At 43.5% G+C, this 25795-nt stretch carries 25 protein-coding genes; 4 read left to right on the top strand and 21 right to left on the bottom strand.

The window, feature by feature from the left end; genetic code table 11:
- Window positions 1-149: 149 nt before the first annotated feature.
- The gene (locus ABLT31_RS07260) at window positions 150-1127 is read right to left on the bottom strand and encodes an MBL fold metallo-hydrolase (protein ID WP_367750160.1); all 978 of its coding nucleotides are present in this window, start codon (window positions 1125-1127) and stop codon (window positions 150-152) included.
- A 199-nt stretch (window positions 1128-1326) separates the two neighbouring features.
- On the opposite strand from ABLT31_RS07260, the gene ABLT31_RS07255 reads away from it, so the two are divergent.
- Complete coding sequence (locus ABLT31_RS07255; protein WP_367750158.1) at window positions 1327-2607, top strand: ATP-binding protein; 1281 nt, start codon at window positions 1327-1329, stop codon at window positions 2605-2607.
- A 73-nt stretch (window positions 2608-2680) separates the two neighbouring features.
- Here the strand turns inward: ABLT31_RS07255 and ABLT31_RS07250 are convergent, their stop codons facing one another.
- The 5 genes from ABLT31_RS07250 to ABLT31_RS07230 form a co-directional block, all read right to left on the bottom strand.
- Entirely contained in the window at window positions 2681-3610 is a 930-nt protein-coding gene (locus tag ABLT31_RS07250; RefSeq protein WP_367750156.1) for a DMT family transporter, read from the bottom strand.
- The gene (locus tag ABLT31_RS07245; protein WP_367750154.1) at window positions 3607-5667 is read right to left on the bottom strand and encodes a molybdopterin-containing oxidoreductase family protein; all 2061 of its coding nucleotides are present in this window, start codon (window positions 5665-5667) and stop codon (window positions 3607-3609) included. Before ABLT31_RS07245 ends, ABLT31_RS07250 begins: the two co-directional genes overlap by 4 nt.
- 33 nt (window positions 5668-5700) lie before the next feature.
- The gene (locus tag ABLT31_RS07240) at window positions 5701-6837 is read right to left on the bottom strand and encodes a thiolase family protein (RefSeq protein ID WP_367750152.1); all 1137 of its coding nucleotides are present in this window, start codon (window positions 6835-6837) and stop codon (window positions 5701-5703) included.
- Entirely contained in the window at window positions 6834-8360 is a 1527-nt protein-coding gene (locus ABLT31_RS07235) for an AMP-binding protein (RefSeq protein WP_367750150.1), read from the bottom strand. Before ABLT31_RS07235 ends, ABLT31_RS07240 begins: the two co-directional genes overlap by 4 nt.
- A 216-nt stretch (window positions 8361-8576) precedes the next feature.
- The gene (locus tag ABLT31_RS07230; RefSeq protein WP_367750148.1) at window positions 8577-9137 is read right to left on the bottom strand and encodes a biotin transporter BioY; all 561 of its coding nucleotides are present in this window, start codon (window positions 9135-9137) and stop codon (window positions 8577-8579) included.
- 173 nt (window positions 9138-9310) lie between these two features.
- Between ABLT31_RS07230 and ABLT31_RS07225 the strand changes: the two genes are divergently transcribed.
- Window positions 9311-9499: a hypothetical protein gene (locus ABLT31_RS07225; RefSeq protein WP_367750146.1), complete on the top strand. Its 189-nt coding sequence runs from the start codon at window positions 9311-9313 to the stop codon at window positions 9497-9499.
- Between the two features lie 222 nt (window positions 9500-9721).
- Complete coding sequence (locus tag ABLT31_RS07220) at window positions 9722-9898, top strand: hypothetical protein (protein ID WP_367750144.1); 177 nt, start codon at window positions 9722-9724, stop codon at window positions 9896-9898.
- Window positions 9899-9990: 92 nt separating this feature from the next.
- On the opposite strand, the gene ABLT31_RS07215 is transcribed toward ABLT31_RS07220, so the two are convergent.
- From ABLT31_RS07215 to mreB, 14 genes are all read right to left on the bottom strand, one after another.
- On the bottom strand, window positions 9991-10176 hold the full coding sequence (locus ABLT31_RS07215; protein WP_367750142.1) for a hypothetical protein: 186 nt from the start codon (window positions 10174-10176) through the stop codon (window positions 9991-9993).
- A gap of 32 nt (window positions 10177-10208) precedes the next feature.
- Window positions 10209-10823 carry a redoxin domain-containing protein gene (locus tag ABLT31_RS07210; protein WP_367750140.1) on the bottom strand — a complete coding sequence of 205 codons (615 nt, stop codon included), beginning with the start codon at window positions 10821-10823 and terminating at the stop codon, window positions 10209-10211.
- Window positions 10824-10948: 125 nt separating this feature from the next.
- Window positions 10949-11569, bottom strand: a complete 621-nt coding sequence (locus ABLT31_RS07205; protein ID WP_367750138.1) for a response regulator — start codon at window positions 11567-11569, stop codon at window positions 10949-10951.
- Window positions 11570-11608: 39 nt separating this feature from the next.
- Window positions 11609-12979 carry a sensor histidine kinase gene (locus tag ABLT31_RS07200; protein ID WP_367750136.1) on the bottom strand — a complete coding sequence of 457 codons (1371 nt, stop codon included), beginning with the start codon at window positions 12977-12979 and terminating at the stop codon, window positions 11609-11611.
- 104 nt (window positions 12980-13083) lie between these two features.
- Window positions 13084-14160, bottom strand: coding sequence for a glycosyltransferase (locus ABLT31_RS07195; RefSeq protein ID WP_367750134.1), 1077 nt, complete (start codon window positions 14158-14160; stop codon window positions 13084-13086).
- A gap of 15 nt (window positions 14161-14175) precedes the next feature.
- Window positions 14176-15321, bottom strand: a complete 1146-nt coding sequence (locus ABLT31_RS07190; protein ID WP_367750132.1) for a glycosyltransferase family 4 protein — start codon at window positions 15319-15321, stop codon at window positions 14176-14178.
- A 142-nt stretch (window positions 15322-15463) separates the two neighbouring features.
- On the bottom strand, window positions 15464-16168 hold the full coding sequence (gene pdaA / locus ABLT31_RS07185) for a delta-lactam-biosynthetic de-N-acetylase (RefSeq protein WP_462976474.1): 705 nt from the start codon (window positions 16166-16168) through the stop codon (window positions 15464-15466).
- Window positions 16169-16323: 155 nt separating this feature from the next.
- The gene (locus ABLT31_RS07180) at window positions 16324-17619 is read right to left on the bottom strand and encodes an aminotransferase class I/II-fold pyridoxal phosphate-dependent enzyme (protein ID WP_367750128.1); all 1296 of its coding nucleotides are present in this window, start codon (window positions 17617-17619) and stop codon (window positions 16324-16326) included.
- A 124-nt stretch (window positions 17620-17743) separates the two neighbouring features.
- Window positions 17744-18598, bottom strand: coding sequence for a tryptophan 2,3-dioxygenase (gene kynA, locus ABLT31_RS07175; RefSeq protein WP_367750126.1), 855 nt, complete (start codon window positions 18596-18598; stop codon window positions 17744-17746).
- A gap of 103 nt (window positions 18599-18701) precedes the next feature.
- A complete protein-coding gene (locus ABLT31_RS07170) occupies window positions 18702-19412 on the bottom strand; it encodes a sporulation protein (protein WP_367750124.1) in 711 nt (236 codons plus the stop codon).
- 337 nt (window positions 19413-19749) lie between these two features.
- Complete coding sequence (locus ABLT31_RS07165; RefSeq protein WP_367750122.1) at window positions 19750-21435, bottom strand: formate--tetrahydrofolate ligase; 1686 nt, start codon at window positions 21433-21435, stop codon at window positions 19750-19752.
- A 162-nt stretch (window positions 21436-21597) separates the two neighbouring features.
- Complete coding sequence (locus tag ABLT31_RS07160; RefSeq protein WP_367750120.1) at window positions 21598-22062, bottom strand: type II toxin-antitoxin system VapC family toxin; 465 nt, start codon at window positions 22060-22062, stop codon at window positions 21598-21600.
- Window positions 22059-22334: a hypothetical protein gene (locus ABLT31_RS07155; RefSeq protein WP_367750118.1), complete on the bottom strand. Its 276-nt coding sequence runs from the start codon at window positions 22332-22334 to the stop codon at window positions 22059-22061. Before ABLT31_RS07155 ends, ABLT31_RS07160 begins: the two co-directional genes overlap by 4 nt.
- The gene (gene mreB, locus ABLT31_RS07150) at window positions 22306-23397 is read right to left on the bottom strand and encodes a rod shape-determining protein (RefSeq protein WP_367750116.1); all 1092 of its coding nucleotides are present in this window, start codon (window positions 23395-23397) and stop codon (window positions 22306-22308) included. The genes ABLT31_RS07155 and mreB overlap by 29 nt, the downstream gene beginning before the upstream one ends.
- A gap of 185 nt (window positions 23398-23582) precedes the next feature.
- Here mreB and ABLT31_RS07145 point away from each other — a divergent pair, with 185 nt between their 5' ends.
- Window positions 23583-24344 carry a cell wall hydrolase gene (locus ABLT31_RS07145; RefSeq protein WP_367750114.1) on the top strand — a complete coding sequence of 254 codons (762 nt, stop codon included), beginning with the start codon at window positions 23583-23585 and terminating at the stop codon, window positions 24342-24344.
- A 250-nt stretch (window positions 24345-24594) separates the two neighbouring features.
- Here ABLT31_RS07145 and ABLT31_RS07140 read toward each other — a convergent pair whose 3' ends face one another.
- Complete coding sequence (locus tag ABLT31_RS07140) at window positions 24595-25590, bottom strand: Gfo/Idh/MocA family protein (RefSeq protein WP_367750112.1); 996 nt, start codon at window positions 25588-25590, stop codon at window positions 24595-24597.
- Window positions 25591-25795 lie beyond the last annotated feature (205 nt).

Genomic DNA, 25795 nt, shown 5'->3' with positions numbered 1-25795 from the left:
CCTCAAAAATCATGATTTTCTTCCGTGTTTTAGAGAAATAACCGGAATTTCTCGCTTATTTTAGGCGAAAAGCCGCCATCTTTAAAAATAGTCGGACTTTCTCCTGTTATCTGTAACCAGCCTTTTAACTACTTTGAGACGCTCTTATATTACATTGAGGAGTAATACCATACCCCATTTTTTTTCACCTTATGAACCTTATTGTTTGCTTCTAAATAATCTAAGTGGCCAATAATTTCAGACATCACTAAAGCGAATTCGCTTTGATACTTATGTCGGTAGCATAACTGGGCCAAATCACTAGCTGTTGAGGTTCCCTTTTCGATAATTCGAAGAAACTTTTCCGCCTTCTCCTTCATCCGTTGCAGCCTGGAGGCGATTAGATCTTTATAGTCATAAATAAAATCTCCATGACCTGTAAATAAGATCTCCAAATCAAGTTGCGAGCATTGATGCAGAGATTGTGCATAGTCCAGGAGGCTTTTTCCACGGCCTCCATGTCGGTCAGGTTCGATCATGGCGTTGCTGGAAATATGTTGAAGCAAATGGTCGCCGGCAAATAGCCATCTTCGTTTTTTATCGAAAAACACGACATGATCAGGAGAATGTCCTGGTGTTTCCATTACTTGCCAGCCTGAGACTTCCGAAGTATCCAAAAGAGGGATGATTTCCGAGTGAATCGCATTATCCTTATTCTTGGCGACAGCATCCCTTAATCGTTGTACCTGGAGCTTTCCCGCTTCCCCGCAACCCATCTCTTCATATAGCTGGTCAAAAAAATCAACTCTCATGGAGAAAAATTCTTTATCCCTCTTTAGCCTGTAGATGGCTTCCGGATGGGCGTAGATCGGCAAATCCTTGAGTGCGGCAATTCGGTTGATCAAACCTACATGATCATGGTGGTTATGTGTAACTAGAACCTGCGTCAGATCGCTTACGGAAAAACCTTGCTCGTTCAGCGTTTGATTTAGGCTTGTCCAACATTCTTCCGTATCAATGCCCGCATCAATAAGCGTCAATGAATCCCCTTTTTGAACTAAATAAAAATTGAAACTCTTTAGCCCGCTTTGGGTGGGAATCACGATGGGATAAACGGTACAGCCTTCTTTTGTCACTCGATTTGTCATGAAAACAAACTTCCTTTGTTAAAATATGATTTCTTTTATTTTACCATACTCTTTAAAGAGGCTTTAATTCCCAACTCTTAAGGTTATATTTTCTGATTAATCCGTATTTGTCAAATATTATCGACAAAAATATAGTTACAGCATATCCCTAATGTATTAATATAGTAAATAATGACGAATGAAAGAAAGAGGAGTAACAATGAGTGACTTAAAAGACTTATTGCTACAGATTCTGCTTATAACCATCCCTATTTTTATTTATCATAACTTCTTTTTAGAGAACGTTAGAGCAGAAAATAAGTACAAGGATAAACTGATTGTAGTCATGCTAACAGGCATATCTATTATTCTATGTATGTCCTTTCCTATATACTTAAGCAACGATTCCCGCTTTGATCTAAGAGGCATTCCCCTGCTGATGGGTACGCTTTACGGCGGCTACAGGACCGGTTTTTTTCTAGCTTTCCTCATTATGGGATATCGAACATATCTTGGCATAGGACTCGGCTTCTATCATTCAATCTTTACCTTACTTCTGGTACTTCCTGTGATTATGTGGTGTTACCGGTATTTCAAACATGGAGACCGAACGACTAGAAAACATCTTACCATTTTCCTGTCGGTCTACTATGCATTCGTGATATCTGTGCTTTCTCTATCCATCGGATTGGTCCTAGAAAAGGACTTTCTTACACTCCTCATTTTCGATGCCATTTTCGTATTATCCTCCTGCTTTTTGATATATATTAATGAAAACATCAGGGAGAATTACCTCTTGCGCAAGGAGCTGCAAAAAACAGAAAAATTGCGGGTGTTAAGTGACTTGACCAGTGCTTTTGCCCATGAGATCCGAAATCCGATGCAGGTGAATCGAGGGTTCTTGCAGCTGATAAAACAAGAGCCCATCCCTGTTCATGTAAAGAATTATATTGAAATTTGCATGAATGAAATGGATCGGGCCAATGTCATCATTAATGACTATTTATCATTTGCCAAACCACAAACGGAAGATTTGGAAATGATTGACGTTAGCAGCCACATGATGCAGGTAAGAAATATTTTAGCTCCTTACGCCTTGATGCAAAAGGTTGAAATTAGTTGTGACATAAAAGAAAACTGTTTTATCCTAGCTAATCCGCAAAAGATTAACCAATGTTTGATAAATATTGTTAAAAATGGAATTGAAGCGATGACCAAGGGAGGGACCTTGGTTATGACTTGCCATCCCCAACAGGACAGATCTGTCAGAATTCGCATTCAAGATGAAGGCGTTGGTATGAGTGGCGAACAAATGAAAAGGCTTGGCACCCCCTTTTATACGCTTAAGGAAAAAGGAACCGGCCTAGGCTTAATGGTTTCCTACCGGATTATTCAATCGTTTCATGGTTTTATCGAGGTATCTAGTAAACTTGGTAAGGGAACAACCTTTTTAATTACTTTTCCTTCAGTGGATCTCCAACAATATAAGAGCACCTCTTAATTTAAGAGGTGCTTTTTTGTACTGCCGGAATTTATAACTCCGTTACATGTTACGCAGAACTAAAAACCTGGCGTCAGCCAAGTTTTCTAGCTGGACCCTGGCCAGTCAGTTTCCTAGGCTTCATGGTGCTAATATAAACTCCTCCAAGCACCATCATGGCCCCGATAAAATGATACAACTTAAATTGTTCCCCAAGCATCAACACGGATAGGACAACAGCCGAAACCGGCATAACATTGATAAAGATCGAAGCTTTCGATGCTCCTATTTTCTGAATGCCATTGTAATACATAATAAAACTAATGACAGTGACGAATACGGACATATGCATAATCGACAGCCAGGCTGGCATACTGGCTTCAACAATATCTGTCCAGGTCGTTTCCATAACGGTAAACGGCAGCAGAAAAAGCGTCCCAAAAGCACAGGCATATGTCGTAGAGACCACTGAATTGAATTTATTTAATACTACCTTTCCTACGATGCTATAAGCAGCCCAGCTCAGGACAGCCCCTAGCAATATCAGATCAATAAATTCAAACCTTAATCCTAAGATCGTGCCAAGATCTCCTTGGGAGATGATGTATCCTACTCCCAGCAAGGCCATTGCCATACTTATGATATGTCTTTTGGATATCCTTTCTTTCAATAACAACCCGGCTAATATCGTAATAACAACCGGATTAGAGGCAATCAATAACGAGCTTTTGATTACAGGGGCATGTTTGCTGGCCATAAAAAAGCAAATATTATAGATGGCAATGCCAGTCAATCCTAAAGCGGCAAAAAGTCCCCAATCTTTAAGGGTAGGTTTAGGGATATTCTTTTCGCGATATCTCATGTAAGGGAAAAGAATCAACGTCGCTATAAGAAATCTAAGAAAGGCTACCGTGATAGGTTCAAAGCTTTCCACCGCATACTTCCCGGCTATAAAGGCTGTACCCCATAAACTCGTTGAGATAGCTAAGGTGATAAAGGTCAGCCATAGACGATCCTGCTTCATCGTCCATTACCCTTCTCCATTTTTCCCGTAACTTCTACTCTCGTAGAGAAGAAAGTTGCACCGCCGCCCATATCAGATAGCCGGCTTGGAGTAAGAGAATTGACTAGGCGTCTGGTCCCTGGCTGGTCCGACCATAATCCTTGGGTAACTACCGTTCCCTTCACTACTCGATCTGTTACAAGAGCTTCCAGTTCACATTCTCCTCGTTCATTGAAGATCAGAACCTGATCTCCTTCCTGAATTCCGCGTGTCTTTGCATCTTCTGGGTGAATGTTCAAGTAAGGCCCTTTTTCCATGGACTGATGACGTTCATTATGGGAAAACGTAGAGTTCAGAAAGCTTCGATTCGGACCAGAAATGAAAAAGAGAGGGAACGTCTGCTCTTCGCGCAGAGGAATAAACACCGGTAAAGGCGGAAGTCCGTCATTTTTCATTTTTTCCGAGTATAGTTCAATTTTCCCGCTAGGTGTCGGCAGATGGTTAGGGAACCTGAACCCTCTGCTCCGGTCCAGCTTTATAAAAGGCTGTTTTTTTAGCCTTTCAAACGTGATTCCTTCAAGATATGGATTGGTCGAATGGTCTATTGCATCACGAATCATGTCTTCATCGGATTCAAATAATTCGCTTTCCGTAAATCCCATTTCTTGAGCCAGCAGGCGGAAGATATCAGCATTTGATCGGCTATCGCCGTAACGATCAATCACCGGATCTTGCAGCTGGACATAATGATGCCAATAGGATGTAAATATATCCAGGTTTTCGTAAGATGAAGTCGCTGGCAAAACAATATCGGCATATTTCGCTGTTTCCGTCAGAAATAAATCATGAACCACAGTAAACAAGTCTTCCCTGGCAAATCCCTGCTTGACTGTATTCAAATCTGGTGTGACAACTAACGGATTACAGCCGTAGACAAATAACGAGTAGATAGGCGGATTCAACTTGGTGAGCGCATCGCCAATCTGATTCATATTGATGAGTCTTGTAGCTTTTTCCTGCTTTGCTAATGGCATCTCAGAAAATTGGAGGGTGGCAAAATCCCCATTTTCTTTCGTGGCGCCGCCTCCCTTATGCTTCCACTGACCCGTAAGCGCGGGCAGACAGGCTACCGTACGGGCGAACATCCCGCCATTATCATGGTGTTGGGGTCCATTTCCGATGCGAATAAAGGATGGTTCAGCTGCACCGTATAATCGGGCAAGGCGGTAGATATCTTCCACCGGAACTTTCGTAATCCGAGATACCGTTTCAGGCTCATACTCCGCCACATGGGCTTCTAACTCTTCATAGCCAACGGTATATTCTTTGAGAAAGCTTCTGTCTACAAAGCCCTCTGAGAATAGGATATGCATCATGCCCAGTGCAAGAGCTGTATCCGTTCCAGGTTCGACAGGGATAAACCAATCCGCCCACTGACCCGTCCGATTCTGAAACACATCAATCACTACAATTTGAGCACCCTTCTTCCGTGCTTTTTCGGCTAGCATCACTTGGTGCATATTGGTATTGACTGCATCACAGCCCCAGAATAGAAGGAGACTAGAGTCAACCGTATCCTCTGGATCCGTTCCATAGGTTGCCCCCATCGTATATCGATATCCTGTATTTCCTGCTGCATTGCATATCGTCCGATCCAATTGACTGGCACCCAGCCGCTGAAAAAACCGATTCCCCATCCCATACATATTCAAGCGCCCCATGTTTCCAGCGAAGCTATAGGGCAGGATCGCCTCGCCTCCATGTTGTTCTAATAAGGCTCTCCATCTATCGACTATGGTGCGGATCGCCTCTTCCCAGCTAATTCGCTCAAAATGCCCCTCCCCTTTTGGGCCGATACGTTTTAAGGGGTAAGCCAAACGAGCTGGATCGTATAACCGTGCGGGGATATTTCTCACTTTGTTGCAAATAGCCCCCTGTGTAACCGGGTGAGCAGGGTCTCCATCCACCTTTACTATTTTTCCATCCTTTTTATAAACAATAAGACCGCACGTGTCAGGGCAGTCTAAAGAACACACTGAAGGGAATACACCATCTTTTTGAGTGACGTAAGAAGACAAACTCCCCCTCCTCTCTATCTTTATAAAGAGAGTCTATACTCTTTCAAAAAGCGTGGCAAGCCCTATTCCGCCTCCAATTCCTAGGGTTGCGATGCCTATGCGCCCATTTGCCCTCTGCATCTCTCGGCATAATCGGGTAACTAAAATGGCGCCGGATGCTCCGTATGGATGTCCAAGAGCAATGGCTCCGCCTCCCCGATTCACCTTTTCCCAAGGTATCTCGAGCTGTTTTAATGAGGCGACGACTTGAGAAGCAAAGGCTTCATTAAATTCCACGAGATCGATATCGGAAATGCTTAGTTTATTTCGTTCCAATAGCCGCCTAACCGCTGGAACGGGACCAATACCCAAAAACTTGGGGTCCACACCCGTTGCCACGGCATCGATAAAAGCCAACTTAGGCTGTAATCCTAAGCTTCTCGCTTTTTTTTGTGACATCACTAAAGCGATAGAAGCCCCATCATTTAATCCACAGGAATTTCCAGCTGTCACGCTTCCATTCTTTCGAAAAGCGGGTATCATACGTCGGAGGAGTTTTTCATAATTGGTAGACGGACGGGGAGATTCATCAAGATCTACACTGTCAATAGGAACCACTTCTTTACGAAATGCTCCATTTTCGAGAGAAAGAATAGTTTTCCGATAGCTTTCGAGAGCGTAGCAGTCCTGTTCTTCTCTAGTCACTCCATATCGTTCAGCTACATTTTCTGCAGCGTCCCCCATTTCCGGATCTCCCCATTCTTCGGGTGAAAAGCGGGCTCTGCTGTAGATGCGAGGCTCTTGATCCTGATCATGGTTTTCTAGCTTTAACGGAGCTCTTGATGTACTTTCCGTACCTCCGGCTAAATAAAGCTCACCTGCTCCTGACTGGACTAGTCTCGCCGCTATATTTATCGCTTCCAGTCCTGAACCGCATTGGCGATCTATCGTAACACCTGGTACTTCAACAGGAAACCCGGCAACAAGGGAAGACAAACGGGCAAGATTCCCGCCCGGTCCAACCGCATTGCCCAGTATGATGTCATCAATTTGCTCTGGATCAATGGCAGTGTCACGCACTAGTTTCTTCATCACTTCCGCTGCCAGCCGTTCCGGACCAATCCCTCTCAATTTTCCTCCCTTTTTCCCAATAGGGGTGCGGTACGCTTCCACAATCACGGCTTGATTCATTTTACGATTCCCTCATTCATCACCAATTTCTTTAGTTCCATTCTGGCCACTTTTCCGCTTGTTGTATAAGGAAAGTCTTCCACTACACGAATCTCTCGTGGACATTTGTAACCGGCTAAATGCTTGCGGCAATGGGCCTGAATTTCCCTATTTCCGAGCGGCAGGTTAGCAGATTTCAAACGAATGACGGCTAATACCTTTTCCCCCCAGTAGGTATCGGGTATTCCTACTACCACGGCTTCATCAACAGCCGGATGTCCTTTCAGAACCATCTCCACTTCTTCGGGATAGATGTTCAGTCCCCCATGGATAATCATATTTTTCTCGCGTCCGACGAGGTAGATATACCCCTCTTCATCTCTTCGAGCCAGATCATGAACGGTCGCCCAACCATCTTCTTGCAGGACATTCCTTGTTTCTGCTTCATTCCGATAATAGCCCAAAAAAAGCAGCTCACTGCGGACGTAGAGCTTTCCGACTTCTCCTGCCCCCACTTCCCGGCCTAATGAATCTCGAATGGACACTTCAACTTGATGAAAGGGACGCCCAACAGAATCAGGCTTTTCTCTATTTCCATGCGAATCTAAAATCGTTACAAAGCTTAATTCAGAGGCCCCATAGAACTCATAGAGATTTGCCTGCGGAAACCATTGGGCAACCCTTTGCTTCGATAAAGGGCTCCATTTCGCACCTGCTGAAACGATGGCCCGAATTGCGTTTCCTTCTATGCAAACGGCTTTTTCTTCTTTATAGGCACTTATCGCTTCGAACATCGTAGGAACCATATAAATTGCCGTGACCGGAAAGTTTTCAATCGCATCCATCACCTTTCCCGGCGAGAATTTTTCAAGCAAGTAGACCGTCGCGCCTATATAAAGCGCATGAACAGCGGCATAGAGAAAGGTGGAATGGACAAGCGGACCTGGAACGAGTATCATATCTGCCGAGCCAAACCCAAATTCCACCTCGCTGCACTCAAAACTTTTTACCCAGGAGCGGTGAGACCGGAAAAATCCTTTTGGCCTTCCTGTAGTTCCTGAGGTGAATCCCATATAGAATGGATCCCGTTCTGACTGCCCGCTGTCCGGTTCAGCGACCATAGGCAAACCCTCTGAAAGCTCTGGGGCGAATCCGTCTGTCACCGGGATAACGGTCAAGGTTAGAGGGATTTGCGCTAGACGTCCTTCATAGGAGACATCAATGGCCAAAACATGTGGTTCGGTGTCCCTAAGGGCGTGACCTAGCTCACTGCCGCTCCATTTCGGATCAAGCGGGATTGCTACCCAACCGGCTTGAGCAGCTCCGAGAAAAAAGGAGAGGAACTCCACTCGATTTTTCAGCAAGATGGCTAGCTTGTACTCTTCCCTTTCTGGATAGGACTTCTTCCAATTTTGAAGATAACGAGTGACGTGCTGGACTTGTTTGTGAAAATCTTGGTAAGTATAGGACTGATTTTCTGTAATGATGGCGATTTTATCTGGAATACATCTAGCATGGTCAATAATAGGATCAGCGATTAACATGATATCTCCTCCAGTCGATATATCCCGAGAAATCCGGTATGTATGAATCGTTTGTCAATGCATCGAAAAATAAAAAGGAAAAACTCCAGCGATTCTTATGAAACATCGGAAAACTCTTGTTTCACGGGAATCAACGGGAGAAATTCCTTTTTTCACCCTAGTTCAATTTTCTTCACTTTCCGGACAATTCCTCCTATCGGAACTAACGATGTCTGCTTAAGCCGCCACTTTTTTCTCTTTTTGTATCAGAGGTCTCAAATTCTTGATCTTAACGGCTACATAGGCGGCTATAAAAGCTTTAGTCAGATCGCCGGGGATATAGGCAATTGCAGTGATCGCTGCTTTTCCAAGAGAAATGTCGGTGATCATCGCGAGTACAGGCACTCCTGCGCAATAAATCAAGAGAATGCCGCACAGCACATTGATGGCAAATGCTTTCCAGAGGTTTAACCCGTCCCATAAGCGCTCCGTTAAATATCCAATGGCAAAAGCAGCAAGAGGGTAGCTCCATAAATAACCTGCACTCGGTCCGATCAGTACAGAAAACCCTCCTCGTCCTCCTGAAAGCACAGGAGCGCCTACCGCTACAATCATCAGGAAAATAACCAGGCTTAACCCTCCCAAACGGGCGCCTAATACTCCACCAGCTAGCATAACTCCCAGTGTTTGAGCCGTGATAGGTACCGGCGTGAACGGAAGAACAATGGGAGGCAAGAAGCCAAGTGCACACATTATAGCTGCAAACATCGAAACATACATCATGTCTTTCGTCTTCATTACGTATCCCCTCTCTTTTCTTTTACTATAGGGGGACTTATGCCTATATGTCAACCTAAAAATTCAATTTAGTTAACTATATGTTGAATCATTTTCCATATGGAGTATGATTGTTGGCCGGGATATACAAAATAACAAAATGTATCCCTAATAATCGGATTTGAGGTGAAAGCATGCTTGAAAAGCCTAAGCCAGAGGAACAACTGACTGTACCTTGTCAAGAAGAGCTCCAAAGGTTAATTTGCGAAGCAAGAATGATGGAGTATAAAAGGTCGGCTAAGGGATTAGCTTGGTTGGGAGTTATCGTATTCGCGACAAAGGGATTGATCGTCCTCTATGACTTCTTTTCTCGATTTCTGTGACTAAATGCTAAACTCGACATAAGCTGTGAAAGTAGTAGCTTTTGGTTAATACTTTTCAAGCTGGGGAGTTTAGAGATGATCATTTTACTTACTTCCGTATTTTTTGGCCTTTTAGTCACGATTATTATTGGTGTATCCTCTTGCGCAAAGAGACGAAAAATAAAAAGGTAGTAGCAAATGATTTTTAGTTTTACTACATAGAAACCCAAAAGGAGGCAAAAAATGAACCCAAAAGATGCAAATCTGAAAAAGAAAAATATCTTGGATGACATTGACCGTATTACAAATGAGGGCTTGGCAGGCGGCCGCACCGGTGATCCGGAACATAATGGCGAGATTGACAGTGCAGTCGAAATTCCTGAAGAATCTCCACCGACGTTAAATGGAGAGCAATTTTAACTTTTAAGGGTGCCCCCTACTTAGGGGTCCCCATTTCTTATAACCAAAAAGGCTTATTGAGAATCCTCAATAAGCCTTTTATCTATAATTTTTTAGCTATAAGTGGTTTCCACTTCTGTTCCTTGCTCATAAGCTTCATTCATCTGCTCCCATTGCTCCACTTTTTGCTGTTCGCTCAGAACCGGATCATTCAGAATGGACTGGGAAATGATCTTGTAAGTCGTATCGGTGTAGCCGGATTCCTGAAACATTTGCATAAAGAATTCTTTATTAGACATTACCTTCCTACCTCCTGCACGTTCCTAGATCTCTAGTGGATCCCAGGCGACTCCTTGTAAGCTTCAGGATGCCACTGTTTCCAGACTTCTCCTGCTATTCCCATCGAAGGTTTTACGGTAGGATCTCCTTCTTGCCAGCCGCATGGAGTCCCCTCCTTTGTCGCAAGCGAATGCTGGTAGGCCTTAATTTGCCGCAATATTTCATCTGCGTTGCGACCTACCGCTCCATTCATTACCTCCGCGGACTGGACCATCCCTTCGGGATCAATGAGAAAAGTTGCCCGTTTTGTCTTGCCTGTATCCGTTTCGTATACATCATACATTTGCCCGATTTTTCCATTTTGGTCCGAGATCATGGGATAGGGCATGCCTCCCTCGACCATCTTTGACAATTCAGTTTCATTCCATACTTTGTGCGCTAAAATACTATCCACACTGATTGACAGCACCTCACAGTTCAGCTTTTGGAATTCCGCATAACGAACCGCTATGCATGCGCATTCTGTAGGTCAAACGAAGCTGAAGTCAGATGAATAAAAAAAGAGAAAGACCCATTTCCCACGGTAGTCCTGAAGGTTGATTTTGAGCTTTCTCCCCTGGTAACACGCGTCAGCAGAAAATAAGGGAGCTTGGCTTCCTACGATCATACTATCTTCCTTTCTTTTCTAACGAGTATATAGATATTGTTTCCTTCGTGAGCAGACCTATGTAACATAAAAAGCATCTCCGCCTATAAGTAGGAGATGCTGAATTCTTAAGGATAAACCTAAAACTAAAACATTTTTTTGTTTTTGGCAATAGTCGCTGCTTCCTTGCTTGATTTAACTCCCATCTTTTTTAGAATCCGGTTGATATGGTTTTTGATAGTTCGCTTGGAAATGAATAGATTTTTCTCTATTTCCGTTTGCGTCTCTCCATTATGAATGCGTTGAAGAATTTCTTTTTCCGAAGTTGTGAGCACATTTTGATTTTCTTCTCTCTTCAGGCGCAGGAACTCCTGACGCAATACTTGTGCAGCAGAAGGGTGAATGGAAGATTGATTCTGAAAGGCAGCTCGTATAGCTGGCGCAATTTCTTTAAAGTGCAGTTTATTAATGTAGTTGACTGCACCTGCTGAAAACGAGTCGACGATGACCTCTTCCCGGGTCAGCGACGTCATCATGATCACCTTCGCCGTGTCCTCTTTGTCCATAATCTCTAAGGCCACCTCTATACCATCCAAATTGTTTTCAGTTAAATTAATGTCTAGGACAATAACATCTATATCCCCCATTTTAAACCGTTGAAGTGCTTCTTCTTTGGTAGAGGCAGTTTCAACAACGGCCATATCCTCCTGATTATTGATTAAATCCTGAATGCCTGAAAGCCAAACCGGATCATCCTCTACTAACATGACACGTATTTGATGCAAACCAGCACTTCCTTTCCTGCTTTATGAAGACAATATTTTTTCTTTCGGAAAATAAAGAAATACGGTCGTTCCTTGATCTTTTTCACTATGAACCTCTAAAAGCCCCCCATGTTTTCTCATGACGTTGTAGCAATAGGACAATCCCAAACCAAAATTAGTAGAGCTGTTCTTTTTAGTCGAGAAGAATGGATCTAAAATATACGGAAGATTTTCTTTGGATATTCCCGATCCATTATCTTCTATGGAGAAAACGAGATATTTCTTGCTGCGGTAGAAGTCTATCGTGATGACCCCATTTTCTTGCAGGGCCTCGATCGCATTGATTAACAGATTGGTTAGCACTTCGTGTAAATGGACAGCATCACACATCATTCTCAACTGATTGTTTTCTGGTTTAACTACCCGGATATCCTTGGATAAAAGTAAGGGGGTGACTTCCTCTAATACCCGGAATACGATATCCAAAACCTCACAGGGTTCTTCTTGCAGGATAATATCTTTCATTCTGGATTGAATGCGCTGAACCATGTGCAGCAGATGATCCGTGGAGTGCAGAATAACCTGCACATCCTTTTGCAAGGCTTCCTTTTTTGAGGCTTCCGCATAGCTTTCCAAACGATGGGCAAACAACTGAATTTTTCCTACCTCATTTTTGATGGAATGATTCAGGATATCTGCTCCGGAGGTCAGCGCTCGCAGCGTAGTGTCCAATCGATGCCGCTCCACCCTGATCTTCACTCCCAGCACTCCATATTTAAGAGAAAAAATGAGGAATAAAATAAATTGTGCAGCAATAATCCAGATATTATATTTCCATACATCGTAGAGATTCATTGTTCGCAGAATGTAAATTGTCACCATCACAATCAGGAGCGGAACGACACAAAGGACAATGGTAATAAAGTGACTTCTCTTCATTATCGGATCCCGTTCATGCAGAAACAGTTTTATAAGCAAATACGAACCATACAAAATATACGAAACGACCCAGAGAACCATCCAGCGATAATGAAACTGCAGCTCAGGCAAAATGGGAGTAATATACCAAGTCATCAATAAAGGTGTCAGTGCGGTGAATGCAGCTCGCTTTTTCCATAAGGAAGGCCGATGGGGCCAGGAATAGACAGCAAACATTAAATAACAATAGGGCAGCCCTACCTGGCAAATAAAAGATGAAATGTTTCCAAGCGGATCGAGAAATTGTTCCAGAGCCGGGCTATAACTATGGATTTGAATGAGATGCGGGATCCACACCTCGTCAATTACACCAGCGAAAAAACCCATACCTCCTACAAAAGCGGTTGCGCTTGCCCATTTCGTTGATGTTCGTTTCCCATCAGTGAACCAGATAACCCCCCCAAGAATCCAGACGGCCATTAATACGATTTCCATAAATCTATAAAACTCCTATCCTCATTTGTATGTAATTATAAATGATTTTCTGTTGGAAAGGGCTAAAAACATTCCCCCCTTGAAGATAACAAGAGGGGATGGCTTCACTTTGCCACGCGAGTGTAGATTCGCTCCAGTTTTTTTACTTGTTTTTTGATATTGTGTTCTCTTTCAACCAATTTTCTGGCTGCCCGGGATAGCTTCTTCCATCTTTTCTTCTGCTTGATCATTTTAAGCATTTGCTGCGTGAGACTTCGCACACTGCCTTGCTTCGCGAGATACCCTGTTTTCCCATTCTTAAGCACCTCAGGAATCCCCGCATGGGTAGTGGAAATTGCAGGCAAGCCGGATGCCATCGCCTCTACCAAAGAGTTAGGAATTCCTTCCTTGTCTCCGTCTTTTGCTGTTCGGCTAGCTAAAACAAAAACATGCGCTTTCCGAAGTTCTTTCCGAACCCCTTTATGGGACAATTTCCCTTTAAGCTTTACAGAACTACTCAATCCTTCTTTTCGGATCCTTTTTTTGAGCTTAGATCGCATCCTTCCCTCTCCAACAATAACAAGGCGAGTTTTTGGGTATTTTCGATGGACTCTTGCAAAGGCTTCAATTAGAATATCCATTCCTTTTTTAGGAACTAATCGTCCGATGCTTAAGAAAATCACCCTATTGTTAGCCGGCGGCTTTCGCAGCTTAAAAGGAAACTTGCGCAAATCAATGCCTGTTTTGATCACACGGATCTTTCGTTTTGGACATTTCAGGCGAACCAGCTTTCTTTTCATCTCTCTGGATACAACGAGCACTCTAGCGCTATGTCTAAATACGGATCTAAGCTTTCGCTTGTAGCTTTTATCACGCAACCGCGCGGATACATCCTTGCCATGAAAAGAACTGATCAGCGGAATGGAAGTCTTTTTCTTGTAAGGAAGAATTCGTATAGCAGAGGGACCAAAAAAAGCTTGAATGAGCGAGGTTCTTTTCGCTTTCAGGAATCGGGGGACATTCTTTATCTTTCGCAGCTTGTAAATTTTTCGATAAGGGAAGGATTTGCGGTTCTTGATCTTATCAGCCAGAAAGTATCCCTTAAACCTTTTAATATTTTTGATTCGTTCGTAGATGAACGTCTCTGTCGGGTTCAGATAAGTCGTTTTTACAAAAGCAACGACTTTTTTTCGCTTCACCATGAGCCTATCACTCTCCTAGTTCAGGGTTTTGTAAATCCGATCTATTTTCTTTACGACCGAATTCCACGAAAATTTCTTTACTACGAGACGATAACCGGCCATTCCCATTTTCTTGCGGCGGGAAGCATTCTTAAGCAAGCGGTTGATATACTTTGCCATCTTCTTGGAATTTCTCGGGTTTACCAGATAACCGGTCTTCCCGTGTCGAATTGATTCCGGAATTCCCCCTTTATTTGCTGCCACGACGGGCAGCCCAGCGGCCATGGCTTCGATATTCACTCTTCCAAATGGTTCCTGCCAGAGCGAGGGGCACACAAAAACATCGGCAATAGCATAGCATTCAGCCACCATGCGCGGGGACAGGAAACCCGTAAATCGTATCCCGTCCGCACCAAGCTTTTTTTTCCCTATCCGTTCAATTCTTTTAAAAAAGGAGCTTTTGGATTTGATGCCATGATCAGTCCCGCCAACTACCAAAATCACGAGATTCTTATGATGCTTTCTTAGAATCTTTCCCGCCTCGATTAAACTTTCAATTCCCTTTTCTCTATTGATTTTTCCAACAAACAGAACGACGCTTTTGCCCTCTACACGCCATTTTTTTCGAAGTCGCTGGACTTTAGAGGAAGCCTTCCATTTCTGGATAAATTTATGAGGTTCAACGCCCAGGTGCACCGTTTTGATTCTACTGGATTTGATAGAAAAGCGCCGTAATGAATTTTTGCGAGTAAAATGACTATTGGCAATGAAAAAATCGGTTTTCTTTATGCCTAAACGTGTCCCCTTTTTTACCTTTATGAGATTATGAAGGTTTACGATATGTTTGGAGCTTGGGGCTGCACGATGCAGCTTGGGAATGAAGTGAGGACGGTTGAAGGTGTGAATAATGTCGAAGTGAGAATTGCGAATTTTTTTCGCAACCCTAGATAGATATTTTTTCTTTCCTACCTGATAAACCTTGATATTTTTCTTCTTATAAGGATTATGTTTTTTCCTAGCCTTAGGTGTAAATAACGTCACACGATGCTGCTTAGCTATCCTCCGGACAACCTCGTCAATATAGAGTTGAACGGCACCTCCTTTAATCGGAGGAACAGGACGCGTTTCCGGGGCAACCAATGCAATCCTCATCCGCCACTTATCCTTTCTTTCAATAGTCATTCAAGGAGCTCTCCTATTACTCTATTCAAAGAATTACCCGGCGGAATAAAGCGTTTGTCTATATTTCTTAAATATAGACCTATTACTAGACAAATCCCAAAAAAATAAGCTGGAGCCGAAATGTATGCTCCAACTTACCGGGTTAATAATGCTTGATCGTCATTTGGTCCAAACTTTTAAATTCATAGCCTTGTTTCCTTGCATCGTCTATTATTTGTCCCAGTGCCTCCGCGTTATCTTTGGAGACTGAATGCAACAAAATCACTGCACCGGGATGAAGCTGAGACATAACCTTATCGTATGCATAGCGGGAACCCATGTGAATCTTAGTATCCCAATCCTTATAGGCCACAGACCAAAAAACGTTAGTGAATCCTAAGTCCTTGCTCACCGCTAAAGTTCTCTCGCTAAAAATTCCTCTTGGCGTACGCAGGTATTTCATTTCTGGTTGTCCAGTGAGCTCCTTCACTTCGTCCCGGACCCTATTTAATTCTGTCTTCATTTTTTCCGGCGAAATGCGGCTCATATCGGGATGGCTCCAAGAATGATTTCCGATTAAATGTCCTTCATTAACCATTCTCTTGAGGAGGTCAGGTTGATCCTTAATATAATGTCCTGTGACGAAAAATATGGCTGGTACCTGTTTTTCTTTAAGGACATCCAGAATTTTTGAGGTATAACCGTTTTCGTACCCGTTATCAAATGTTAGATAAAGCTCTTTTTTTCCCGTATCGCCTAGAAATATAGCTCCATATTTCTCAACTATGCCCTTAAAGCCTTCCTGATCAATCGATGCCAATTGACCGTTCTTGCTTTTTTTGAAGCCAAAATGGAATGGAGCATCCATTGAGCCTGCTGCAAGACCCGAAGCATTAACTGATAGGAGACAGACTAACGCCCAAACCAGGGAAAAAAGGGCAAATCGCTTTGATTTCATTAAAAATCACCCCTTGATACGATTATGCATCAAGGGTAATATGCCACGAAAATATAAATTTAATTCTAGGCTTCTAAATCTTTAACGCTTTGGAAAATAAGTTCAAAGATCTCTTCAATGTTTTCTTCTTCGACGCAGGAAAAAGCAACGCGCAGATCGGTATCTCCTAGCGCAATGGCTCCAACCCCATATTTTTCAAGCAAATGGACGCGTACTTTCTCGGCCGGGACCGTCTTTAGCTCTAGGCACATGAAATAACCTGAGTTAAATGGATAGTAATCCCAAGCCTCAGCGTATTTTTCATTTTCCAGAACTTGCTTCACCCGATTTGCGCGGCTTTTCATGATTTCATATTTATCCTGTTTTTGCTGTTCATAATCAGGATGCTGAAGCGCATGCAGAACAAACGTTTGAGATGGGTGAGGACCGCTTGAGATTGCGGCGCGGATGATTCCCATAGTTTTTTGTTCAAGGGCAGCTAAAAGAGCCTCGCTCTCCGAAGCATAGGTAACAAAACCAACCCGGAATCCCCAAACATATTCTTCTTTTGTGGCACCGTCCACTTTGATCGGTAAGATCCTTGGATGCAGATTAGCCAACTGGCTAAATAAAGACTCTCGCATGGAATCCTCAAAAAACAAACCATAGTAGGCATCATCCGTCACCGTGACAATATTAATTCCAGCTTCAGCGCCAGCTAATAAAGCAGAGACAATTTCTTGGCCTTCCTCGGCACCTGGGGTATACCCGGTTGGGTTATTTGGGAAATTGAGGAGAACGATGGCTTTTCCTTTATCCTTTTGAGCCAAAATGGCTTCCTTTAAACCTTCGGAGTTAAATTTTCGCTGCTCATTGTATAAGGGATAATAAGCAAGAGTAGCCCCCCGGCGAATGCCAAATGTAAGCTCATAGTTTTCCCAATTCTTATCCGGAATAATGACGACGTCGCCAGTCTCGACGAATAAATCAGCCACCACGCTCAATCCATGAGTAAGGGCGTTTGTAACAATCGGATTTCCTATTTTCTTTCCTTCAAGGGTAGGATTATTATCTAGAATTTTCTTCTTCCATGCGGAACGCAGCTCGGGTTTGCCAGCTGGTGGCGCGTATTCATAGAGATCTTTCGGATTATAGGCGGATAACGTTTCCTGGATTAATTTCAAATGCATCGGCTGCTTGTCTTCTATTGCTATCCCGATCGTTGCATTATACTTCTTGGCTTTTGCTTTGGCTTCAGCGGATTGGCTTAGAATGCCTTCTTTTGGAAAGTAAATGGCTTTTCCTAAAGCTGAAAGCATGTCATACACAACAGGGTTTTCTGCTTGGATAGTTTCATTCAATTGCTGTACTAGCTTATTCATAGATCCACTCTACCTTCTTTGTCAAATTTCCTCATGCTCCTCAATCATTCTATCACAAAATTTTTATGAAGAGCCAATTTTTGAGAAGAAAAAACAGCCCAGTGAAGCAGCTGTTGGCGAAACTTTACAATAATGTGCGAAGGCTCCACAGCTCAGGGAAAAAGCGGTGCTCAAGCCTTTGCTTTAAGTAATGGACACCTGAGGATCCCCCTGTTCCTTGTTTATAACCGATAATGCGTTCTACAGTCTTCATATGGTTATAACGCCATTGCTGCTGACGATCCTCTATATCTAAAAGCTTTTCTGCAAGCTCATAAAGATCCCAATACAGTTCTATATCCCGGTAGACTTCAAGCCATGCGGCTTCGACGCTAGCGTTAGCCTTGTAATCTAGGGACCAATCCCGATCCAAGCACTCCTGGTCAATTGCCAACCCCCTTACTGCAAGAGCTTGGATGGCCACGTCGTAAAGACTAGGTTGTCGGATGGCCTTTTGCAGCAGCGAATAGACCTCGGCCTGGTGACGGAATACCTCCAACAGGTGCTTATTCTTATGGCCCAGAGAGAACTCTATCAGCCTGTTCTGATAAGACTGAAATCCAGATGAGTATCCCAATTTGTTCCGGAACTGCATATATTCCGATGGAGTGAGTGTAGACAGAACATCCCAAGATTGAATTAATTGCTGCTGAATCCTAGAAACTCTGGAAAGCATCTTAAAAGATTGATCCAATTGATTGGTGCGAACACAGGATATCGCTTTGTGGATCTCATGGAGGATAAGTTTCATCCATAATTCGGAGCTTTGGTGTATAATAATGAACAACATTTCATCATGGTGATCCGAAAGCCTATGCTGACTAGTTAACAGCTGATCAAGGTGAAGATACCCCCCGTAGGTCAAATTCCCCTTAAAATCGATATGTATGCCTTTCTCCAGCCCGGACGGAAACTGTTGATTCTGCTCAGACAAATTCATTCCCCTTCCATGGTCAGATCTAAAGTTCGCACCACTTTATTCATATTCTCACTTTTATATACTCATGCTTTTTAGGTGCATAAAAGAGAAACAGGCAGCTCCCTTAGGTTGCTGCCTGTATCCATTGCTCCAGGATCTGAAATTGCTTTTTTCTTTCATTTTCATCTGTTCTCGAGAAGCAAAATGGGGTTTGATCTTGGATCTTAAGTATAATAACGTCTTCTTCAAAGGAAAAATGGAATTTCCACTCCAAAAATTCATTTCCTACCCATTTATGGAGTATGAAAGATTGTTCGAAGGGTATATTTTCAGACCCAGGTGCTTGGTATCGGGACATCCCGCTGCCCACAGCCAAAAGGTATCCATTTTTTGCGAAAAGGTAGAAGCAGGTTTCAACTACACGATCCAGAATAGAGATTGGCTGGATCTCTTGCGGATCTGGAGCAAATGGAATATGGACCGAAGTTCGAAGTGAGATCTCTTGGTTCGCATTCGTCAAAGGTGAGTGCAAAGGGATTTCAATCTCGAATGGAAAGATCTTTTCCTCGTTTGCCTTAATGGAGTCCAGTCCCTGAATTTGAGCTCGTCCCAGTACATACTCGATATAATGATTCTCGGAGTCTTCCTCATCTTTATAGTATTCGAAAATCACTTCTACATCTACGCCATGGATTTCTTGTTCCACTCCTCCGCCATACAGATGAACTTCCCCTTTCAAGGTTTGTCCAGGTTTAATCATTCTTTGCAAAATGACGGTATGGACTTTGGCGGAACCGATCCCGATTGTAGATAGAATTTTTCTGAACGTAAGCATGATTTCCCCCCTCCAACGCTATTATACACTGCATTTTCATCCCTGTGTTGCCTGATTTCAAATTGCTTTTTTAGTATTTCCAGAAATGGATCCTCATAACAGCTGGCTTATCCATCAGTCGCACATTCTATAACTCGCCTAACTAAATAATTTTTTAATAAAAGAACTGATTCCGGTTGGTTGGTGGGGAGGCTCCTGTTTTTCTTCACTTCGTGGATCCTTTACATAGATGTCCTCTAGATCAACAGCATGGTCATAGGCTAATACACTTCCTGTTAAAGAGAAAAAACGGCAGAGCTCCTCATCTAAGGCTTGCCGTTTCCTTGTTTTGCTTTCTTCAGAACAATCCTTTAACCTTACCGTCTACATCAATATCCATCTGCAATGCCGCAGGCTGTTTTGGCAATCCTGGCATTGTCAATATGGTGCCTGTAAGAGCCACAAGAAAACCTGCGCCAAGGGCGGCTTTAAACTCACGTACCATGATCTGGAAACCTAATGGTCTGCCCACCCGTTTCGGGTCATCTGATAAAGAGTACTGGGTTTTAGCCATGCAAATCGGGAGCTCGCTCCAGCCGTGCAGCTTGAACTCTTTGATTTGGCCTTTGGCTTTCTCACTGAAGATTACGCCATCGGCACCATACACATGCCTAGCGATGGATGTCACTTTTTCTTCGATGGTCTCTGTGGGCTGGTAAAGGAAATGAAATGAGTCCGAATTTTGAGTTTCCGCAATTTCTACTACTTTTTTCGCTAAATCCGTACCCCCTGAGCCGCCTTGTTGCCAGACTCGAGTCAGGCTGACAGGAAACTTTGCTTGAGCGCAAAGCTGAAGAAGCTTCTCCACTTCATGCTCAGTATCCATCGGGAATTCATTTATTGCCACGATAAACGGCAATCCAAACCGCTGAATGGTTTCTATATGCTTGACTAGGTTTTGAAATCCTGCAGCTAGCGTCTCCAGGTTTTCAGCGCTTAATTGGTCTTTCGCCGTTCCGCCGTGTAATTTAAGGGCCCGGATCGTTGCTACGATCACAACAACGGATGGTCTCAAATTCCCTTTTCGAGCTTTGATATGAAGAAATTTTTCGGCTCCAAGATCTGCACCGAACCCTGCCTCAGTCACAGCAAAATCTCCCAATTTTAATGCCATCTTGGTAGCAAGTAAGCTGTTGCAGCCATGTGCAATATTGGCAAAGGGTCCTCCATGCAATAGGGCCGGGGTGTTTTCCAATGTCTGTACCAGATTAGGCTTTATGGCTTCTTTTAACAGTACTGCAAGGGCTCCCTCAGCTTTCAGATCTTTGACATATATGGGTTTTTGGTCGTAGGTGTAGGCGATTAGCATCCGGGAGATCGCTTCTTTTAATTCTGCAATACTTTCTACAAGACATAAGATGGCCATAATTTCCGATGCCACCGTGATGTCAAACCCATCCTCCCGAGGGACACCGTTCGCTTTTCCGCCTAGTCCAATAACAATTTCACGCAGCGACCGGTCGTTCATGTCCAGTACTCTTTTCCAAAGGATGCGTCGCGGGTCTATTCCAAGAGCATTGCCTTGTTGGATATGGTTATCGATAAGAGCAGCCAACAGATTATGAGCGGAGGTAATCGCATGGAAATCGCCCGTAAAATGCAGGTTAATATCTTCCATAGGAACCACCTGGGAATAGCCGCCCCCCGCAGCTCCTCCCTTCATGCCAAAAACCGGTCCTAATGATGGTTCCCTTAAAGCAATAACTGAATTTTTACCAATCTGACGGAGGGCTTGACCTAACCCAACCGTAACGGTCGTTTTCCCTTCTCCAGCGGCTGTCGGGTTTATCGCGGTTACAAGGATCAAATGCCCATCTCGCTGATCCTTAAGGCGATGGAGAAGTTCGAGGTCGAGCTTGGCTTTATACTTCCCGTAGGGATCCCATTCATTTTCCTGTAATCTTAGTTCGCGAGCCATCTCTGAAATCGGTTTCATTTTGGCTGTCGAGGAAATCTCAATATCTGAAGGGATGGACTTTGACATAACTTCTCCTCCTGTTTCTTTCTGAGGTGTACCTTAACCAGATTATACACTATTTTTCATTTGATATATAATAAGTCAAGTTCGCAAGAAGTTTCATGTTTTCGGAAAAGAAGGTGTCTCCTAATAGCAGCTGCGGTCAATTAGGAGACAGGGAAAGTAAAATTATGTAGGAACGATTTGCACTTCAGGCCAAGCCTGCGCTATTCGTTTGACATTGGGGTCTAAAGAGAAAATGCGATAAACCCCCAGTTCATGTATTACAGTGAATGTACATGCCTCGAGATAGGTAAACTCATATTCCGGGTGCTCGAGCATGAGATTCAGCGCTTCCTGTTCAATGGCATCATCAATGGGGATGATGGTTAGTACCTTAGCTTGCTCCGCTCTCTTGATTACGTTCAGAAAAAAATGAGCTTGCTGAAACCCCACTTGGTTCCGAAGCCATTCATGCATTTCATATATCGTAAGATTAAGTGTAATGAGCGGTTGCTGTAAATCATCCAATCCAAAGAAGAAGTGAACCGCCTTCTGATGTAAAGGATGTGTAGAATCCATAAAAGCCGCTAAGGCAGATCGATCAAGAAAAACCGATTTCTCTTCTCGTGTTGCCTGTTCCTTTACTATCACGAATGATCCCCCCTGCACAAGCCCTCCAAACGAAGAAGAGGGTTTCTTTCTTTCCTTTCCTCGCTGATTTTGACGTGATTCCCGTAGTTGCTATGCTGTTCACAATATAACTTAATAGCTTCATGGAGCGCTTTGGATATTGGTATTTTCTTGATATCAGCCAACTCCTGAATCTTTTCCATGTCTTTTTCCTCTATCGGAGGCAAGGGCTGGCTATCCGCAGCATTCAGTCGTTCCCGCATTTTATCCAACATTCTCTCCCATGTTCGCAATGCTTTCCCCCCCTTCCTTTCCTTTAAAGATCTTATGACTATGACCGAATAGCTTTTTTGCTGGCTCTGCATCGAGAATTTTTCCCGTACCCAAGACCACGCATCGCTCGGCTTGTTCAGCTATGCGGACTGGAATACTTAAATCCTTTTGCAGACGTTGTTCCAGCCCTCCAATCAAGGCACCGCCTCCGCAAAGGACAATTCCGCGCTCTATCACGTCGCCAGCAAGCTCCGGAGGACATTTCTCGATAGTTAACCGGATGGCTTCGGTGATTGAAAAAATGAAGTCATTAAACAAAGGATGAAGATCAAGGCTAGTAAAAGCGATCGATCTCGGAAGACCATTTACAAGATTTCGACCCTTCACTTCCACCTGTTCTTCTTTTTCCGTCATGACCGCCAGGCCCAGATCTTTTTTCAATTCTTCCGCTGTAGGAAGCCCTACGGCCAAGTTATGCTTTTTCTTTATCATTTCCATAATGGCTCGGTCAACCGTCATTCCGCCTTTTCTAATCGTGTGGCTGATCACAATCCCTCCGAGGGATATAATGGCAGCTTGAATGGTCGATCCGCCGATGTTCACGACAAGATGCCCGCATGGCTGGTTAACAGGCAGTTCAGCTCCCATTGCTGCAGCAAGAGGTTCTTCTATGATCAAAGTTTTGCTCGCTCCCGCTTGCTGAACTGCATCTTGAACCGCTCTTCTTTTTACATCCGTAATATCTGAAGGAACTGAAATGGCCACATGGGATCGTTTAAGCCATCTATAGCCATTCGATATTTTCCCAAGCAAGTGTTGAAGCATGACTGTCGTCATATCAAAATTTGCAATCACGCCGTCTTCAATGGGTTGAATAATCTCTAGGTTCTCAGGGGTACGACCAATCATTGCCTTCGCTTCTTTCCCGACTGCTTCAACTGCTCCTGTATCCTTTCGAATCGCCAGGACTGACGGCTCCTGAAGGACGATTCCTTTTCCTTTTTGATAGATCAATGTATTTGATGTACCCAAGTCGATACCAAGTTTGTGGTCGAGCCAATTGAACATAATATTCTCCTTCATTCATGTTTTCCTTCCACTATTCGACATTATATATGGAAAATATGTTCTTTTTATGACCAGGCTGTGATCCAGATAAGAACATATTCGCTCATAAATAAATCTTAGAAGGGTCATAGTTTGGTCACAAATCATCTTTATACTGTAAGGGCGTACATAATTAGAGCAACCGAAAGGAGCACCCTACAATGTTAAAGAGAATACTTAGTCTAACCCTCTTGTGTTCACTGATGTTTACTGCTACTAACTCTTTGGCCAGTGAAAAAGATACGCCTATCCTAGTTGATGGACAACCTATCCAAACGGCTTCTCTGAATTCTGAGGGGAGAGTGATGGTCCCCCCTGCTTTCTTCCAACGGATTGGAGTTTCCGTAGGTTGGAATGCACAAAAGAATTCGTACATATTAAATAAGCAGGATATCCATTTGGCACTAAGGGAGAGTGAAGGGAAAACCAGCTTTATCCCGCTGCGGTATGCAGCCGAAAATCTGGGGATGGAGGTGTCGTATGATGCCTTAAGCTCTACCGTGAATATAGACACAAAGCTTGCCGACGATGCGCAGGCCAAGCGTAACGAGGAAATCTACTGGCTCTATCAATTGACAGAGGCTGAAGCAGGAGGAGAAAGCTATGAAGGAAAAGTCGCTGTTGCTTCCGCTGTCTTGAATCGGGTAGATAGTCCGGACTATCCGGGTTCGATCAAGGAAGTTATCTTTCAAGTGACTAGAAACCGTGGCGTAGACCACTATCAATTTTCTCCTGTAAAGGACCAGAGAATTCATACGGTTATACCCGGAAAAGAAACCATAGAGGCCGTAAATGCTGCCTTGAAGGGAAGTGATCCTACTAGTGGATCTGTCGTATTTTACAATCCCCAAAAGACGAATAACCAGTGGGTCAGAAGCCAGACGGTTACGGCTACCATAGGCAATCATGTATTTGCAAAATAAAAGTAAAAGCAGAGTCAAACCTACTTTGGGTTGACTCTGCTTTTTATATAATCCAGGAAGGGTGAAAGAATCATTTCAATATACTAGCCTAGCGTTTGGCAACCAGCGTCCCCTCTCATCATCACTGGGGGCCTTCGTAAGTACTTTCAAGTCATCTGTATCTTCCTCCTATGGCACTTTGAAGAATTTTTCCATCAGCAATAACCAGTCCAGAGGGCTTTTCCCCATACCCCACCCAGTAGGTTTGACGTTAAATGGATTCCTGAAGGTCTGCAGGAAACACGAGCCCGATTTGCTTGCGTGCTTCTTCCAAAATGGCCATAGCGGTCAGTGAGTTCTCGTGTGAGTTTGTTTTCGATTCCAGCTGACCGCCCTCCAATAGCTCTATAAATTCCTTTACCTCATAGTACATATCACGATGATCCATGGGCTGTGTCAGATCCTCTATTCGACCATCCCGATAACGAATTTCCACCTTTTCTGGTTGATTGATTTTATCTATAATCATGCATCCCTCCTCACCTTGAATCTCGGCAGGCAAGTAAGAGTCGGAGATTTTGGAATACATTGCGATCGCCTCCATTACTCCGTAATTCATCATAAGACTCCCCGAACCGTCTACTCCTGAACTGAGCATGACGGCGTTTGCCTGAATATGTACAGGCTTTCCGAACAATACAACCATCGGATAGATACAGTAAATCCCAATGTCCATTAAGGAGCCATTTGAAAACTCGGGTTTAAAGGCATTGAGGATTTGCCCCTCTTTAAAAGCATCATACCGGGATGAATATTGGCAATAGCTAGCAAAAGTGCGGCGAATTTTTCCGATCTTATGTAAATTTTCACGAATGGCGATGAAGCCAGGAAGAAAGCTCGACTTCAAGGCTTCCATTAATAAAACTTGGTTTTGCCGGGCTGTCTGTATCATATGATGTAATTCCCTTGTATTGGAAGCTATCGGCTTCTCACACAATACATGCTTGCCGTGCTTCATGAAGGTGACAGCTTGTGAGGCATGAAATGAATTAGGGCTGGCAATGTACACCGCATCAAGGCTGGAGGACTGGGCCATTTCCTCCAAATTAGTAAAAATGTCCGTTACTTTGTATCTATCGGCAAACGCTCTCGCACGTTCTTCTGTACGAGAATAAACAGCGGTCAAAGAAAAACTCTTATGATCTTTTGCTGCCTGTATGAAACGATCGCTTATCCAGTTGGTTCCAACAACACCAAATCGTACCATTGCATGTATCCTTTCTTTATATAAGAATTATGTTCTGTATGCTCCAAATCCTAACATATTGAAAAAGAGAGAGCCACTAAGGACACTCTCTTTGAGGCAATATTCTTCAATTGTTTAGCACGCGCGGGAATAATATATAATTTTCCAAGTGTACATGCTTAAAGGTATCGGCTTCCAATTCTTCCAGCTTTTTAAATGCAAGATG

Source organism: Ammoniphilus soli (assembly GCF_040813775.1).
Note: the sequence above shows the minus strand (reverse complement) of the source record. Positions and strands in the feature narration are given on the sequence as shown.

Bases quoted from the DNA above. Each gene is read 5' to 3' on its own strand.
- ABLT31_RS07235 (WP_367750150.1), bottom strand. From the start codon at position 8,360: ATGTTAATCGCTGATCCTATTATTGACCATGCTAGATGTATTCCAGAT.
- ABLT31_RS07200 (WP_367750136.1), bottom strand. From the start codon at position 12,979: ATGGAAATCGTATTAATGGCCGTCTGGATTCTTGGGGGGGTTATCTGG.
- ABLT31_RS07170 (WP_367750124.1), bottom strand. From the start codon at position 19,412: ATGCTTACGTTCAGAAAAATTCTATCTACAATCGGGATCGGTTCCGCC.
- ABLT31_RS07165 (WP_367750122.1), bottom strand. From the start codon at position 21,435: ATGTCAAAGTCCATCCCTTCAGATATTGAGATTTCCTCGACAGCCAAA.
- ABLT31_RS07220 (WP_367750144.1), top strand. From the start codon at position 9,722: ATGAACCCAAAAGATGCAAATCTGAAAAAGAAAAATATCTTGGATGAC.
- ABLT31_RS07140 (WP_367750112.1), bottom strand. From the start codon at position 25,590: ATGGTACGATTTGGTGTTGTTGGAACCAACTGGATAAGCGATCGTTTC.
- ABLT31_RS07230 (WP_367750148.1), bottom strand. From the start codon at position 9,137: ATGAAGACGAAAGACATGATGTATGTTTCGATGTTTGCAGCTATAATG.
- ABLT31_RS07195 (WP_367750134.1), bottom strand. From the start codon at position 14,160: ATGGTGAAGCGAAAAAAAGTCGTTGCTTTTGTAAAAACGACTTATCTG.
- ABLT31_RS07205 (WP_367750138.1), bottom strand. From the start codon at position 11,569: ATGTTAGTAGAGGATGATCCGGTTTGGCTTTCAGGCATTCAGGATTTA.
- ABLT31_RS07240 (WP_367750152.1), bottom strand. From the start codon at position 6,837: ATGAATCAAGCCGTGATTGTGGAAGCGTACCGCACCCCTATTGGGAAA.
- ABLT31_RS07215 (WP_367750142.1), bottom strand. From the start codon at position 10,176: ATGTCTAATAAAGAATTCTTTATGCAAATGTTTCAGGAATCCGGCTAC.
- ABLT31_RS07190 (WP_367750132.1), bottom strand. From the start codon at position 15,321: ATGACTATTGAAAGAAAGGATAAGTGGCGGATGAGGATTGCATTGGTT.
- ABLT31_RS07260 (WP_367750160.1), bottom strand. From the start codon at position 1,127: ATGACAAATCGAGTGACAAAAGAAGGCTGTACCGTTTATCCCATCGTG.
- pdaA (WP_462976474.1), bottom strand. From the start codon at position 16,168: ATGGATGCTCCATTCCATTTTGGCTTCAAAAAAAGCAAGAACGGTCAA.
- ABLT31_RS07250 (WP_367750156.1), bottom strand. From the start codon at position 3,610: ATGAAGCAGGATCGTCTATGGCTGACCTTTATCACCTTAGCTATCTCA.
- ABLT31_RS07180 (WP_367750128.1), bottom strand. From the start codon at position 17,619: ATGAATAAGCTAGTACAGCAATTGAATGAAACTATCCAAGCAGAAAAC.
- ABLT31_RS07145 (WP_367750114.1), top strand. From the start codon at position 23,583: ATGTTAAAGAGAATACTTAGTCTAACCCTCTTGTGTTCACTGATGTTT.
- kynA (WP_367750126.1), bottom strand. From the start codon at position 18,598: ATGAATTTGTCTGAGCAGAATCAACAGTTTCCGTCCGGGCTGGAGAAA.
- ABLT31_RS07255 (WP_367750158.1), top strand. From the start codon at position 1,327: ATGAGTGACTTAAAAGACTTATTGCTACAGATTCTGCTTATAACCATC.
- mreB (WP_367750116.1), bottom strand. From the start codon at position 23,397: ATGAAGGAGAATATTATGTTCAATTGGCTCGACCACAAACTTGGTATC.
- ABLT31_RS07225 (WP_367750146.1), top strand. From the start codon at position 9,311: ATGCTTGAAAAGCCTAAGCCAGAGGAACAACTGACTGTACCTTGTCAA.